The 13752-nt window shown below is 71.6% G+C and carries 10 protein-coding genes and 2 pseudogenes; 5 read left to right on the top strand and 7 right to left on the bottom strand.

The features are described 5' to 3' along the window. The first annotated feature begins 273 nt into the window (after positions 1 to 273). On the top strand, positions 274 to 639 hold the full coding sequence (locus R2S09_RS15470; RefSeq protein WP_306185085.1) for a hypothetical protein: 366 nt from the start codon (positions 274 to 276) through the stop codon (positions 637 to 639). 33 nt (positions 640 to 672) lie between these two features. Here R2S09_RS15470 and R2S09_RS15475 read toward each other — a convergent pair whose 3' ends face one another. Further along, on the bottom strand, positions 673 to 1656 hold the full coding sequence (locus R2S09_RS15475) for an endonuclease/exonuclease/phosphatase family protein (RefSeq protein ID WP_399143954.1): 984 nt from the start codon (positions 1654 to 1656) through the stop codon (positions 673 to 675). 500 nt (positions 1657 to 2156) lie between these two features. Between R2S09_RS15475 and R2S09_RS15485 the strand changes: the two genes are divergently transcribed. The 3 genes and pseudogenes from R2S09_RS15485 to R2S09_RS15495 all read left to right on the top strand — a co-directional run. Beyond that, on the top strand, positions 2157 to 2852 hold the full coding sequence (locus R2S09_RS15485; protein WP_316741552.1) for a response regulator transcription factor: 696 nt from the start codon (positions 2157 to 2159) through the stop codon (positions 2850 to 2852). Then, positions 2845 to 3954, top strand: coding sequence for a HAMP domain-containing sensor histidine kinase (locus tag R2S09_RS15490; protein ID WP_316741554.1), 1110 nt, complete (start codon positions 2845 to 2847; stop codon positions 3952 to 3954). Before R2S09_RS15485 ends, R2S09_RS15490 begins: the two co-directional genes overlap by 8 nt. Positions 3955 to 4281: 327 nt before the next feature. Continuing rightward, positions 4282 to 4461, top strand: a pseudogene (locus tag R2S09_RS15495) (hypothetical protein); the annotation flags it as partial. A 34-nt stretch (positions 4462 to 4495) separates the two neighbouring features. Here the strand turns inward: R2S09_RS15495 and R2S09_RS15500 are convergent. Then, positions 4496 to 5632: an LUD domain-containing protein gene (locus R2S09_RS15500; RefSeq protein ID WP_316741555.1), complete on the bottom strand. Its 1137-nt coding sequence runs from the start codon at positions 5630 to 5632 to the stop codon at positions 4496 to 4498. 184 nt (positions 5633 to 5816) lie between these two features. On the opposite strand from R2S09_RS15500, the pseudogene R2S09_RS15505 reads away from it, so the two are divergent. Next, positions 5817 to 5954 (top strand): annotated as a pseudogene (locus R2S09_RS15505) (RNA-guided endonuclease TnpB family protein); the annotation flags it as partial. A gap of 16 nt (positions 5955 to 5970) precedes the next feature. Here R2S09_RS15505 and R2S09_RS15510 read toward each other — a convergent pair. From R2S09_RS15510 to R2S09_RS15530, 5 genes are read right to left on the bottom strand one after another with little or no spacing between them, the layout of a single operon-like run. Beyond that, positions 5971 to 6663 (bottom strand): TetR/AcrR family transcriptional regulator, encoded by a 693-nt coding sequence (locus R2S09_RS15510; protein WP_316741557.1) that lies wholly within the window; start codon positions 6661 to 6663, stop codon positions 5971 to 5973. Between the two features lie 50 nt (positions 6664 to 6713). Then, the gene (locus R2S09_RS15515) at positions 6714 to 8378 is read right to left on the bottom strand and encodes an allophanate hydrolase (RefSeq protein WP_316741615.1); all 1665 of its coding nucleotides are present in this window, start codon (positions 8376 to 8378) and stop codon (positions 6714 to 6716) included. A 5-nt stretch (positions 8379 to 8383) separates the two neighbouring features. Then, positions 8384 to 11980 (bottom strand): urea carboxylase, encoded by a 3597-nt coding sequence (uca, locus tag R2S09_RS15520; RefSeq protein WP_316741558.1) that lies wholly within the window; start codon positions 11978 to 11980, stop codon positions 8384 to 8386. Further along, entirely contained in the window at positions 11977 to 12804 is an 828-nt protein-coding gene (locus tag R2S09_RS15525; protein WP_306185070.1) for an urea amidolyase associated protein UAAP2, read from the bottom strand. Before R2S09_RS15525 ends, uca begins: the two co-directional genes overlap by 4 nt. A 1-nt stretch (position 12805) precedes the next feature. Continuing rightward, positions 12806 to 13717, bottom strand: a complete 912-nt coding sequence (locus tag R2S09_RS15530; RefSeq protein WP_316741559.1) for an urea amidolyase associated protein UAAP1 — start codon at positions 13715 to 13717, stop codon at positions 12806 to 12808. Positions 13718 to 13752: the final 35 nt, after the last annotated feature.

Genomic DNA, 13752 nt, shown 5'->3' on the forward strand with positions numbered 1-13752 from the left:
GCCTCGCGAAGAAAGCACCTCGGCCGTCCCCCTGCTCTGTCCGGGGTTCCCCCGGAGGCGTGGGCGATGCCCGCAAGAAGGAGCACTGCCCAGGCCCGCCGCCGGACCGGCCCGGGGCGCGACCGCTGCTGCTGCATCGGCATCACCGACGCCACCGGGTCGGGGGATTGCGCCACCGGCCGACAGGCCGGACACACCGGATCAGTGTGACCATCGCACCAAGGTGACATGGCAACTCCGTGCCGTCACCACACCCGGCAGGAGGACCAAGCGATGAGCCTCACTCTGAAGCGTCTGCTCGGCGGTACCGCGGCGGTGACCATAGGGACGGCGGCCCTGCTCGGCACCGGCGCCGGCACCGCAGGGGCCTTCGGCGGCGCGCACTGCGACCGCGCCGAGCAGGACATGTGGAGCGACGGGCCCAGCCGCAGCCTGACCGGCTACCGCTGCAGCATCCCGTTCAGCGAGCACGGCTGGTACACCGTCGAGATCGGCACCCTCGTACAGAGGCACTACAAGGGGGACACTCTGGACGGAGGGATCGACGGGACCGAGACCCTGCACAACACAACCGTCCGATGCCTGGGCTACATCTCCGGTGACCGCACGGTGAACTGGTTCGGATGCCCAGCCGCCTGACCCGCCTGCCCAGCACAGTACCTTGCGCGGTGTTCACCAGCTGATTCTGGCCGCCACCGGCAGGTGGTCGCTGCCGGTGGCCGGCAGCACCCAGGAGCTCTCCGGCTGCACGCCGCGGACCAGGATCTGGTCGATCCGAGCCACCGGCAACTTCGCCGGCCAGGTGAAGCCGAAGCCCTTCCCGGCCTCGTCCTGGGCCGAGCGCATCCGCGAGCTGATGTCGGCGAACGCGTGGTCGTCCATGGTGCCGTTCAGGTCGCCGAGCAGCACCACCCGCTTGTTCCGCTCGGCGGCGACCGCCGCGCCGAGCGCCTGCGCGTTCCTGTCCCGCGAGTCCGTCCAAAAGCCACCCCGGGGCATCAGGCGTACGGACCCCAGGTGGGCGACGTACACGGCCAGTGGACCCTGGTGCGTGGCCACCGTGGTGCGCAGCGCCCGGTTGTAGGACAACTTGACGTCGGCAGGCTTGGTGTCCCCCAGCGGCCCCACGTCCTGCTTGATGTCGACCGGCCGGGTGTCCGACAGCGGCAGCTTGCTCCACAGCCCGACCGTGCCCAGCACCGTGTGGTACGGGTACGCCTTCGCCAGCTCCTTCTCGTACGTGCCCCGGGCCTGCTCGGTCAGCTCCACCAGGGCCAGCACGTCCGAACCGGTGCCGGCCAGGTCGCGAGCGGTGCCGAGCGGGTCGGGGTTCCCGGCGCCGACGTTGTGCTCGGCCACGGTGAGGTCGCCGCCCGGGTGGGACTTGTCGCCGAGCAACCCGCCGAAGAGATTCAGCCACACCACGACCGGCAGCAGCAGCGCGACCACCGCGGAGGCGGCCCGACGCCACAGCGCCCCGGCCAGCAGTACGGGGATGAACAGACCGAACCACGGCAGGAAGGTCTCCACCAGGCTGCCGAGGCCCCCGCGGTCCGTGATCCGCGCGTGCAGCAGCATGAGCAGACCCAGCAGCAGGGCCGATGCGGCGAGCACCCGGCCGCGCTTCCAGGGACCCGGCCGGCAGACGGCGCGTATCGCCCCGCGGACGCCCGCACGCCAGCTCCCGGTGCGGGCGTCCCGGCGAATGCCCGCGAGCCCGCGGCCTGCACCGGCGCCGGTATCCCGGCGGCCGGCGCCGTCCCGCCCGGTCTCCGCCGTGTCCGACCGCACGATCGTCACTTCTCGCTCACTGTCGGTCACTGCTGCATCCTCGGGTCCTGGGTGGGGTCGGCGTACATGGACCGGCCTCGCGAAGCCCACCACCCGTACGCGGCGCCGTGCTCGGACAGCCACGTCGTCGCATCGGACTGCCCGAGGTCGACCCCGTCCCCCGACACATGAGGAGAGGTCGTCGCGGTGATCACTGCCACGACCGCCGTCAGACCGACGTCACGGAGCCGGCGAATCCGGTGGGTCGCTGTTCGTGCGGGTGGTGCGGGACGGTGCATGCCGCCAGTGAAAGCAGCGTGATGTTGCCGGAGCGTATGAATTTTTCGATACGCCGACGATATGTGCCGGCTTGTAGCATCAAATGCATGCGTGTGTTGATTGTCGAGGACGAACCCTATATGGCGGAAGCCATACGCGACGGCCTGCGCCTGGAAGCGATCGCGGCCGACATCGCAGGTGACGGCGACACCGCTCTGGAACTGCTGAGCGTCAACACCTACGACATCGCCGTCCTCGACCGCGACATTCCCGGGCCTTCGGGGGATGAGATCGCCGAACGCATCGTCGCCTCCGGAAGCGGCATGCCCATCCTGATGCTCACCGCGGCCGACCGTCTCGACGACAAGGCCTCCGGTTTCGGCCTCGGCGCCGACGACTACCTCACCAAACCTTTCGAACTCCAGGAGCTCGCGCTCAGGCTCAGAGCACTCGACCGCAGACGTGCCTACAACAGGCCGCCTGTGCGGGAGATCGCAGGGCTGCGACTGGACCCGTTCCGCCGAGAGGTCTACCGGGACGGCACCTATGTCGCGCTCACCCGGAAGCAGTTCGCCGTACTCGAAGTCCTCGTCGCCGCCGAGGGCGGTGTCGTCAGCGCCGAGGAACTCCTGGAACGCGCGTGGGACGAGAACGCCGACCCGTTCACCAACGCCGTGCGCATCACTGTGTCGGCACTGCGCAAGCGTCTCGGCGAACCCTGGATCATCGCCACCGTGCCAGGCGCCGGCTACCGCATCGACACGCAGCCGGAGGCCGGAGACGAGGGAGCAGACCGTGGATAGAGCGCCGGGTCTGAGCGTCCGCCTCAAACTCACCCTCAGCTACGCCGGGTTCCTCATGCTGGCCGGCGTCCTGCTGCTCGCGGCGGTGTGGGTGTTCCTCCTGCGCTATGTCCCCGAGCGTGCGATGCTCTTCAACCCCGATGACAAACTCAATGGAGTCTTTCCCGTCCGGTCCGTCCTCCTGGAGGTTTTCGCTCCGAGGGCAGCCGCGGTACTGGCGTTCCTGCTGGTTTTCGGTCTGCTGGGAGGCTGGATCCTGGCGGGCCGCATGCTCGCCCCCCTGACCCGCGTCACCAACGCCACACGCATGGCCGCGAACGGAAGGCTCGCCCACCGAATCCGGCTACCGGGCCGCAAGGACGAGTTCCGCGAACTCGCCGACGCCTTCGACACGATGCTCGCCCGGCTCGAAGCGCACGTCGCCGAACAGCAGAGATTCGCGGCCAACGCCTCTCACGAGTTGCGCACGCCGCTGGCGATCTCGAAGACACTTCTCGATGTGGCCCGCACCGATCCGAGCCGCGCCACCGGCGAACTCATCGACCGCCTGCACGCCGTCAACACCCGAGCGATCGACCTCACCGAGGCACTGCTCCTGCTCAGCCGCGCCGACCAGCGGTCCTTCACCCGAGAGCACGTCGACCTCTCCCTCATAGCGGAAGAAGCCACCGAAACACTCCTCCCGCTCGCGGAAAAGCACGGCGTCACCATCGAGACCAGCGGCGACGTCACCCCCACGGTCGGATCGCAAGCGCTCCTGCTGCAACTGACCACGAACCTCGTGCACAACGCGATCGTCCACAACCTGCCTGAACAGGGCACCGTGTGGGTCAGGACCAGTGTCCGCCCCGGAACGGTGGCCCTCACTGTCGAAAACACCGGCGAGACACTCACCCCGGAGCTGGTCTCCACACTCACCGAACCATTCCGGCGCGGCACGGAGCGCATTCACACCGATCATGCGGGCGTCGGCCTCGGCCTGGCCATCGTCAAAACCATCACCCACGCACACGACGGAACACTCACCATCACCCCGCGCTCTGCGGGCGGCATCCGCATCACCGTGGAACTACCGGCGACAACCCCGCACGCCGAGTGGTGACGAATTTCCTCCCGCGCTCCGGCCGCCCCGCTGCCTGAACGCATGCCTGAGGCACGAGCCCGGCACATTTCGTCCGCATATCGAAAACCGCATACGTGCCAGGAGATGTATGTCACGCCGGCTCGGCTCAGCGTAAGAAGAGCGGAATTTGTGATCCGAGATTGGTCATGTCCCCAATCGAGGCGGCGTGGTGTTATCGGCGCGTACGTGGTTTTCGATATTCCGACGATATGTTACCCGGCGGTAGGGTCGAGAGTCGGCTGGGAGCAGAGCGAAGTCATCCAAATTGGATCGCCCGAGGGGGTCGCCCGCTGGCACGCTGCCGTCATGGATCACGCGGAAGTACTGATCATCGGAGGGCGAGCCGGCGTTGGCAAGACGACGGTGGGGTGGGAGGTCTCGGCGCTGCTGCGCGCCGCGGAGGTCTCTCACGCGATCATTGAGGGTGACTTCATGGGCCAGGTGCATCCGGCGCCCGAGGGGGATCCTCACCGTGCGGAGATCACCCCGCGGCATTGTGACGTCCTCGCCCCGCGGGACGTCAGAAGCCGATGGCCTCGCGCAACAGCAGGACGGTGCCGCGCCCGGGCCGTGGCTCGGCGTTGAGGACGAGCAGGCGGTTGACCGCGCTCGGCTGCCCGTAGACCGCCTGGGCGCGCGCGCTCTCCAGCGGAAGGGCGTGCTCCTCGACCCGGCGCAGTGCGGTGCTCAGGTCGGGCACCACCTTCTGCGCCCCGACGACCCAGATCGCCCGTGCGGCGCCCCCGGCGGAGGCGGGCAACTGGCTGCCGCTGCCCGAGGCGATGACGAGCGAGCCGGTCTCGGTGACGGCCGCGACGCTGGCGACGAAGACGTCGGGGGTGGCCACCAGCCGGCGGATCTGGTCGGACCCGGTGGCGCGGTCCATTGTCAACACGCGCGGCAGGATGGCCTCGTAGCGGTCGCCCGCCTCGATGTCCTGCGCGATGCCGGAGAGCCGAAGCGTCTCACTGGCCCCGGTGAACACGGCCGCACCCTCCGGTATCAGATCCTTGATGCGGGCGCGGGCCGCCGCGCCGTCGTCGAGCAGTTCGGCGGTGAAGCCGTTCGCGCGCAGCGCCTCGATCGTCCGGTCCAGGCGTTCGGCGGACGCCGGTGCGCCGAAGTCGCCGGCCGCCCCCGCGGCCGACGTGTCCGCCGCACCGGCGGCCGGTGCCCGGTCGGCGTCCTGGGCCTCGCCGTCGCCGTGCGCCCGAGTGTCGGGCCCGGGCGCCGAACCCCCGAGCGCAGTGGTGTCGACGTACCTGACCTCGTAGACCCGCTCGGCGAACTTCCAGCCCTGGGGCGTACGCCGGTAGGTGTCGTGGTAGATGGCGAAGTTCAGGCCCGAGCGGCCGTCGAGCAGACGCGCGATCTCCTGCATGTAGGTGCGACCGGTGGCGGTGTCGCCGTCGATCCGGATCGTGCCCGGGTGGCTGTTCTGCACGAAGAAGTCCCACTGGCTCTGCAGGCGTTCGCCTCCGGTCCTGATCTCCTTCCGGCCGATGAGCTCGATGGGGACGTTGGGCATGCGCAGAACGCCGTCGGGGGTGAACAGCTCGGCGAGACGGGCACGGTCGCGCATCATGGCCGCGTCGGTGAACTCGCCGCGCAGTGCCTCGATCTCGACTCGGTCGGCGATCTCCTGGAAGTCGTTCATGCTCAGCGTCCTGTCCTTGGATGGTGTGCTCCTGTTCACCAGTCCGACAACGCAGCCCGGCCGAATGTGAGGCGAGCCGCCGACCTCACATTTCGCCGCTCTGATTCGTCGTCATGGCGAGGGAACGTGAAGTGAGGGAGCCGGAGAGCGTATGACCACCCCATCGGAACAGGCACAGCCGCAGGCACGCAACATCCTGGCCGCCGGGCTGGCGGTGTCCGCCTGTGGAGACGGTGTGAGACCTCAACGGGAGTCCTCCCGGACGGGGCGGTCGTCGGTGAAGCAGGAAACCCAGCGGGCGACCGCTGGAATCCCCCGCCTTCAGGCGGGGGAGGAGGTCAACACATGGAGTCCAGGCCGCTCAGCAGGACCCCCGCCTCATCCCTCGCCGTGGCCACCGCCCGCTCGTCGAGTCCGCACAGCCGCAGACACGACGACGCGATGGCGTCCGTGTCGGCCGGGTCCGGTTCACGGGAGTGCCGTATCTGGATGACGACCTCCACCAGCTGGATCAGCAGTTCGCCGATCCGTTCGGCGGACAGGCTCCGCAGGACGCCCTCGGTTGCCGCCAGGGCGCCGAGGGCGCCGTAGCTCGCCTGGAGCCGGCCCCGGTCGGCGCGGAAGGCGTCGAACCGTTCCGCACGCACCTCCGGGAGCAGGTAGAGCGTGCCGATGTTGTACGGGGTGCGGCACAGGGTGTGTACGTCCATGGCGGCCACCGCATAGAGCGCGGCGGCCGGGTCGGCCCGCTCGGGTACCAGCGCCAGGATCCGCTCCACCAGCCGCAGACTCGGCCGTACGGACGTGGCCAGCAACTCGGCGAGGATGTCCTCCTTGGTGGCGAAGTGGTAGTACAGCGAGGCCTGTCTGATGCCCACGCGCTCGGCGATCACCCGGGTGCTGGTGCCGGCGATCCCGCGTTCGACGAAGAGCGCCCCGGCGGCGTCGAGGATCTGTTCCCGCGCGGGAATGCCGGGATCGGAGGGCCGCGTGTGCCGGGGCCTGCCTTGACGGGGACGCGTCGTCGTCATGGACCCATCCTGCCACCCCGGTACCAGGGCGCCCGCGCCGCCGGCTTCGGTCATACGGAGGCCGTGTAGGCCCGCCAGCCGCCGAACCGGGTGATCTCGGGCGCGCCCTCGACGGCGTGGGGCTCGACGAGGAAGCCGCTGACGTGCCGTCCGTCGGCCAGTTCCACGGTGCCGATGGTCATGGGCGGGGGAACGGCGGCGGTGAACGTCCCCCATCCCGCCGCTGGAAGCCGCCAGACCTCACCCTCGATGCCCGACTCCGCACCGCTGGCACCGTTCCTGGCGACCCGGATCAGGCCCGGCTTGGGCGGCGCGGTGGCCAGGGCGTACAGCCGGTAGCCGGCGGCTGTACGCGCCGGGCCCACCAGTGTGCCGCCCGCCTGCACCACCTGGGCGTTGAGCGGCTGCCCGGTGAGGTGGGCACCGACCACGAACAGGTCGAGCCCCGGGTTGGCGAACCGCTCGGCCAGGGCGGCCAGCCTGCGGTCCGAGAAGGCCGGCCCGGTGAACATCACGCCGAACGGCAGGCCGTCCACGAATCCCGCGGGCACCGCGAGTGAGGCACAGTCCAGCAGGTTGGCGAAGTTGGTGAAGCGGCCCAGCCGGGCGTTGGCGCCGACCGGGTCGGCCGCCACCTGATCGAGGGTGGGGTGCCAGGTGGTGGTCGGGGTCAGCAGCGCCGTGCAGCCGTCGAGAACCGCGCGCCCGGCGGCGCCGAGGGTGGCGAGGCGTGCGGTGTCGGCGGCCCATTCGGCGGCGGTCTTGTCCCGGCCGGCCAGCACGATGGAGGCGACGGTCGGGTCGAGGTCCTTGCCGATCAGGTCGCGGTGCTTCTCCAGGTGCGCGCCCACGGCAGCGTACCGCTCGGCGACGAACGCGCCGCCGTACAGCAGTTCCGCGGCCTTCAGCAGCGGGATGACGTCGGCTTCGACGATCTCCGCGCCGGTGCTCGCCAGCCGGGCGACCGCGGCGTCGAAGGCCTCGTGCCAGCCGTCGGCCATGTCCTGGAGATGCTCCGGGGACGGGACGGCGATCCGGGGGCGCGCCGGAGGCGGCGGGAGCGGGGTGCCGGTGCGGGAGAGCGGGTCGGCCGGGTCCGGGCCCTCGATCAACTCCGCTGCCGTGCGGGCCAGTCGCAGATCGCGGGCGAACACGGTCACACAGTCGAGGGTGTAACAGGCGGGGACCACGCCGGTCGTCGGCACCAGTCCCTTGGTGGGCTTGACGCCCACGATGCCGTTGAGGGCGGCCGGCACCCGCCCCGAGCCGGCCGTGTCGGTGCCGAGCGCGAGGTCGGCGATGCCCAGCGCGACCGCGACGGCGGAGCCGGAGGACGAGCCGCCCGAGATGCGGTCCGCGTCCCAGGCGTTGCGTACCGCGCCGTACGGGCTGCGGGTGCCGACCAGGCCCGTGGCGAACTGGTCCAGGTTGGTCTTGCCGAGCACCACCGCGCCCGCCGCGCGCAGCCGTGCGACCGCGGGCGCGTCGGCCCGCGGGACGTACGCGTACGACGGCGCGCCCGCGGTCGTGGGCAGACCGGCGACGTCGATGTTGTCCTTGACGGCGGCCACCAGGCCGGCCAGCGGCAGCGCCGGGTCGATCCCGGCCGCCTCGGCGAGCACCTGGTCGCGCGGCCTGAGGTGGATCCAGATCTCGGGCCGGCCGGCGCCGTCGACGCGGTCGTAGGCGGCTTCCACGCGTGCGGCCGATGTCATGACGCTCATGCTCGCACCGCCGCGAGGATCTGGCCGGGCGTGACCTGTTCGCCGGGTTTGACGTAGATCTCCAGCAGGGTTCCGGCGGCGGGGGCGTGCACCGTGGACTCCATTTTCATCGCCTCCAGGGAGAGGATCGGATCGCCGTCGGCCATGGTGGTGCCGGGTTCGGCGGTGAGCTGCCAGACGGTGGCGGTGAACGGCGCGGTGACCGGGACCGCGCCGACCGGGAGGGTGACGGTGGCGGCGGTGGCGGTGACGGATTGTGGATCGTCGTCGCGGTCGAACTCGCCCGCGGCCCGCCAGCGCTGCTTCTCGGCTTCGAACGCGGCACTCTGCCGCCGCCGGAAGGCGGCGATCGAGTCGGCCTCGGCCGCCAGGAAGGCGTTGTACTCGGCGGTCGAGAAGGTGCCCTCCTCGACCGGGAAGTCACCGCGGCCTGCGTCGGTCTCGGCGCGCAGTTCGAGCAGTTCCTCCGCGGTGACGGGGTACCACTGGATGCGGTCGAAGCAGCGCAGCGCCCAGGGGGAGTCCTGGAACAGGCCGCCCTTGCGGAAGCGGTTCCAGATCTGCACGGTACGGCCGACGAACTGGTACCCGCCGGGGCCCTCCATGCCGTAGACGCACAGGTAGGCGCCGCCGATGCCGACGGAGTTCTCCGCGGTCCAGGTGCGGGCCGGGTTGTACTTGGTGGTCACCAGGCGGTGCCGTGGGTCGAGCGGGGTGGCCACGGGGGCGCCGAGGTAGACGTCGCCGAGACCGAGCACCAGGTAGGAGGCGTCGAAGACGGTGCGGTAGACGTCGTCGGCGGTGTCCAGGCCGTTGACGCGGCGGATGAACTCGATGTTCCACGGGCACCATGGGGCGTCGTCGCGCACCCCGGCCATGTACCGCTCGATGGCCAGCCGGGTCGCCGGGTCGTCCCAGCTGAGCGGCAGCCGCACCGTGCGGGAGGGCACCACCAGCTCGTCGCTGGGCGGGACCTCCTCCTCCAGCTCACGCAGCAGGGCCGTCAGGTCACGGGCCTTCAGGCGTCGGGCGTCGGTGTGGATCTGGAGGGAGCGGATGCCCGGGGTGACGTCGACGATGCCGTCGGGCGCGTGCGCGGCCAGGGTCTCCTGCAGGGCGTGCACCCGCATGCGCAGGCCGAGGTCGAGGACCATGGGGCCGTACTCGACCAGGACGTTGTCGGCTCCGTCCCGGCGGTAGGTGACGGAGGGCCGGGCGTCGGTGGCCTCCAGGCGGCCGAGCACGCCGTCGTCGCCGTCACCGCCCGCGCTGATCAGCGTGGGAGAGGCTCGGCGGGCGTCGAGGCCGGTCGCCTCGTCCTCCTTGACCGGTACGAAGCGGACGGTGTCGCCCGGGCGGAGCTGGCCGAGCTTCCACAGTTCGCCGCCGGCGACCACGGCGGGGCACACGAACCCGCCGAGGGACGGTCCGTCGGGGCCCAGGACGATCGGTGTGTCCCCGGTGAAGTCCAGCGCGCCCACCGCGTACGGGGTGTCGTGGATGTTGGAGGGGTGCAGTCCGGCCTCGCCGCCGTCCTGGCGGGCCCACCGGGGTTTCGGCCCGGTCAGGCGGATGCCGGTGCGGGCCGAGTTGTGGTGCACCTGGTAGTCGGTGGCGTAGAGGGTGTCGATGTCCTCGCGGGTGAAGAACTCGGGCGCCGCGTGCGGGCCTTCGGTCACTCCGATCCGCCAGTGCGCCACCATCGCGGGCCGGCGCTGCGGTGGGGTGGGACCGCCGCCCGCGCCCTGGGCGGTTCCGGGCCGCAGGACGTCTCCGGCGTGCAGCGCCCGCCCGCCGTGTCCGCCGAATCCGCCGAGGGTGAACGTCGAGGCGCTGCCCAGGTAGGCCGGTACGTCGATGCCGCCCCGGACGGCCACATAACTGCGCAGGCCGGGTCCCTGGCAGGCGCCGAGCATCAGGGTGGCGCCGGCCGGCACCGGCACCGGTTCCCACAGGGCTGCCGGTCGGCCGTCCACCGTGACCGGGACGGGAGCGCCGGTGACGGCCACCACGGTGGCGTGCGAGAAGCGCAGGGTCAGCCGGCCCGCGGTGACCTCCAGGCCGGGTGCCGTCTCCGGGTTGCCGACCGCGAGGTTCGCTTCGGCGAAGGAGACGGGGTCGAAGGGACCGCTCGGCGGAACGCCCACGTGCCAGTGGCCGAGCCGGCCGGGCAGGTCCTGGACGGTGGTCATCGCGCCCGGCACCAGCACGTCGATGCGCGGCTCGGGGTCGCGGACGGTGTCGAGCGTGCTGGTGCTGTGCACCGCCCCGCGAACCTCGCCCCGTACGGTCTGCGCGCGCAGCAGACCCAGGTTGGTGACGATGCCGTCCACCCGGCACGCGGCCAGGGCCCGGCCGAGCAGGTCGAAGGCGGCGTCGCGGGTGGGGCCTTCGGCGATCACCTTGGCGAGCAGGGGGTCGTAGTACGGCGAGATCTCCAGGCCGGTCTCGGCGAAGCCGTCGACGCGGACGCCGGGCATGGCGTCCGCGCCCTGGCCGGGGAATGCGGCCCGCGTGATCAGACCCGAGGAGGGGAGTGAGTCCTTCCCGGGGTCCTCGGCGTAGACGCGGGCCTCGACGGCGTGCCCGGCGGGCGTCCACTCCCGCTCGAACACCGCGTCCTCCACCTCGCCGTCGCGGGCCAGCAGCAGCATGAGTTCGACGAGGTCGACGCCGTACGCCTGCTCCGTCACCGGGTGCTCGACCTGGAGGCGGGTGTTGACCTCGAGGAAGGCGGCCTCCTCGCGCACCGGGTCGTAGACGAACTCCGCGGTGCCCGCGCCCCGGTAGCCGACCGAGGCGAGCAGCCGGCGCGAGGAGTCGTGCAGCAGCGTGCGCACCCGCGCGGGCAGGGCCGGGGCCGGGGCCTCCTCGATCACCTTCTGGTTGCGGCGCTGCAGCGAGCAGTCCCGGTCGCCGAGGACGGCGATACGGCCGGTGCCGTCGCCGAAGACCTGCACCTCGACATGGCGGGCCGGACGCACCAGGCGCTCCAGGAACACTCCGCCGGCGCCGAAGTGGGACTCCGCGAGCGCCGCGACCCGCCCGAAGGCCTCGCGCACCTCGTCGGCCGTCGCGCAGGCCTGCATGCCGATGCCGCCACCCCCGCCGGTGGCCTTGACCATCACCGGCAGCCCGATCGCAGCGGCCGCCGCGACCGCCTCCTCGGCGGTCGCCAGCAGCTCCGTCCCGGCCAGCAGCGGCACCCCGGCCGCCTTGGCCAGGGTGCGCGCGGTGTGCTTCTCACCGAAGGCGGTGATCTGGTCGGCGGTCGGCCCGGCGAACCTGAGACCCGCCTCCTCCACGGCACGGGCGAAGGCGGCGTTCTCGGAGAGGAAGCCGTAGCCGGGGTGGACGATCCCGGCACCGTGGGCGAGCGCGGCCTCGATGATCGCGTCGCCGCGCAGGTACGACTCGCGGGCCGGCGGCGGACCCAGGCGGACCGCGTGGTCGGCCTCGCGGACGTGCGGAGCCGCCCGGTCGGCGTCGGAGAAGACGGCGACGGTGGCGAGCCCCATCCTCCTGGCGGTACGGATCACGCGGCGGGCTATCTCACCGCGGTTGGCGACGAGTACGGCGGTGGGACGGGTCACGCGGCTCCCTCCGGAGTGCCGGCGGCCGCCGCGGACCGCGCGTCGCGGGCGGGCGGTGCGGAGCGTGTCTCGCGGGCGGCCGGTGCCGGGTCCACGACGAGCATCCGCAGCGGGGTCGGGTTGAAGTCGTTGCACGGGTTGTTCATCTGCGGGCAGTTGGACACCAGCACCAGGACGTCCCGCTCGGCGCGCACCGCGACCCGGCGGCCGGGCGCCGACATGCCGTCCACGATGCCCAGCGCGCCGTCCGCCTCGACCGGCACGTTCATGAACCAGTTGAGGTTGGAGACGAGGTCCCGCACGCCTAGGCCACGCCGGCCGGCCTCGGCGAGGAAGTTCTCCCGGCAGCCGTGCTGGAACATCACATGGTGGCCGTAGCGCAGGGTGTTGGACTCCTTGCCGCAGGCGCCGCCGATGGTGTCCTGGCGGTCGATCTCGTTGGCGACGACGGTCATCAGCGGCCGGCCCTCGTTGCTGCGCAGCACCGTGCCGGTGCGCACATAGGCGTTGCCCTGCCAGGCCAGCGTGTCGGGAACGCTGTAGCGCTCCTCGGGATCGTCGGCACTGTAGAGCAGGCAGTCGGCCGACTGGTTGCCGCCGACGTCGGTGATCGTCAGGACGTGACCCTGGCGTACCACCGCCGACCAGGGCGCGTTGGGGGCCACCGTCTCGTCGAGGACGACGGAGCCCTCGACCAGGCTCGCTCCCCACTCCAGGTGGGTGCCCTCCGCGTACACCGCGCCGACGGGGACGGTGGAGGCGACGGTGCCGCCAGAGACGGTCGGACGGGTGACCGGCGTGTTCCCGGTCCGTGTGGCCGCCATGTCACAACCCCCTGGCTTCGCAGTAGTCGACGGTGTTGAGGTACGCCCGGTGCAGTTCCGGCGTCGCGGTGAACCGCGGCTCGCCGGGGCCGGTCGGGGCGCCGCGCCAGGCGTGCACCCGCAGCGGGCCGACGACGTAGCCGGGGCGCGGGTCCAGCGGGTGGGCGACGTTGGCGACCAGCACCAACAGAGGCATCTCCGCGACGAGTTCGACATGCGTGCCCGGTCCGGCGCTGCCCTGCCAGCCGAGGGTGCCGTCCGCCTCGACGCGTACGCCCTGGAAGAAGGACACGCTGGGCGGCAGGTCGCGCCGGCTCAGCCCGTGTTTGGCGGCCGCCTTGAGGAAGAGCCCGCGGCCGGACGGGGACGGCCCCTCGGGCCGGGCGTCACCGTACTTGCGCTCGTTCCAGGCGTCGGTGGTGGTGCCGCAGAAGGCGTCGTGCCGGCCGGAGGAGTCACCACTGACGGCGGCCAGGACCCGGCCGTCACCGGACAGCAGCGGGTGGTTCTCGCCCAGGTAGGCCTGCCAGGGGATCTTCTGGGTGTCGGCGACGTTGAGCCGCTCGATCGGTTCCAGGGCGTTGAAGAGCAGCAGGTGGGCGCAGGCGTCGCCGGTCGGGTCGTCGAAGCGCAGCCGGGTGCCGCGGGCGAGCACCTTGTGGGTGTAGCCGCCCGGCGCCACCGTCTCCGCCCACACCAGGGCGGCCGGATCAACCTCCGGCGGGCAGTGCGGGCTGCCGGACGCCGGAAGGTACGGCATCCACTGCCCGGACTGCCCGCCCTGGGCACGGGCGTCCTGCCGGGCGCTGCGGACACTGTCGGTCAGATGCAGATCACGGGCGCGGGCGGAACCCTGCCCGGTGGGGTACCGGCCGTGCGGCGCGCCGGCCGTCGAACTCTCTGCGGTGGTCATGGATGTCCCGTCGTCCCTTCGTCGGTACGTGCTCG

The sequence above is a fragment of the Streptomyces sp. MK7 genome (assembly GCF_032658145.1).
Taxonomy (GTDB): Bacteria; Actinomycetota; Actinomycetes; order Streptomycetales; family Streptomycetaceae; genus Streptomyces; species Streptomyces spiralis.

Bases quoted from the DNA above. Each gene is read 5' to 3' on its own strand.
- R2S09_RS15485 (WP_316741552.1), top strand. From the start codon at position 2,157: ATGCGTGTGTTGATTGTCGAGGACGAACCCTATATGGCGGAAGCCATA.
- R2S09_RS15530 (WP_316741559.1), bottom strand. From the start codon at position 13,717: ATGACCACCGCAGAGAGTTCGACGGCCGGCGCGCCGCACGGCCGGTAC.
- R2S09_RS15500 (WP_316741555.1), bottom strand. From the start codon at position 5,632: ATGAACGACTTCCAGGAGATCGCCGACCGAGTCGAGATCGAGGCACTG.
- R2S09_RS15515 (WP_316741615.1), bottom strand. From the start codon at position 8,378: ATGACATCGGCCGCACGCGTGGAAGCCGCCTACGACCGCGTCGACGGC.
- R2S09_RS15510 (WP_316741557.1), bottom strand. From the start codon at position 6,663: ATGACGACGACGCGTCCCCGTCAAGGCAGGCCCCGGCACACGCGGCCC.
- R2S09_RS15470 (WP_306185085.1), top strand. From the start codon at position 274: ATGAGCCTCACTCTGAAGCGTCTGCTCGGCGGTACCGCGGCGGTGACC.
- R2S09_RS15525 (WP_306185070.1), bottom strand. From the start codon at position 12,804: ATGGCGGCCACACGGACCGGGAACACGCCGGTCACCCGTCCGACCGTC.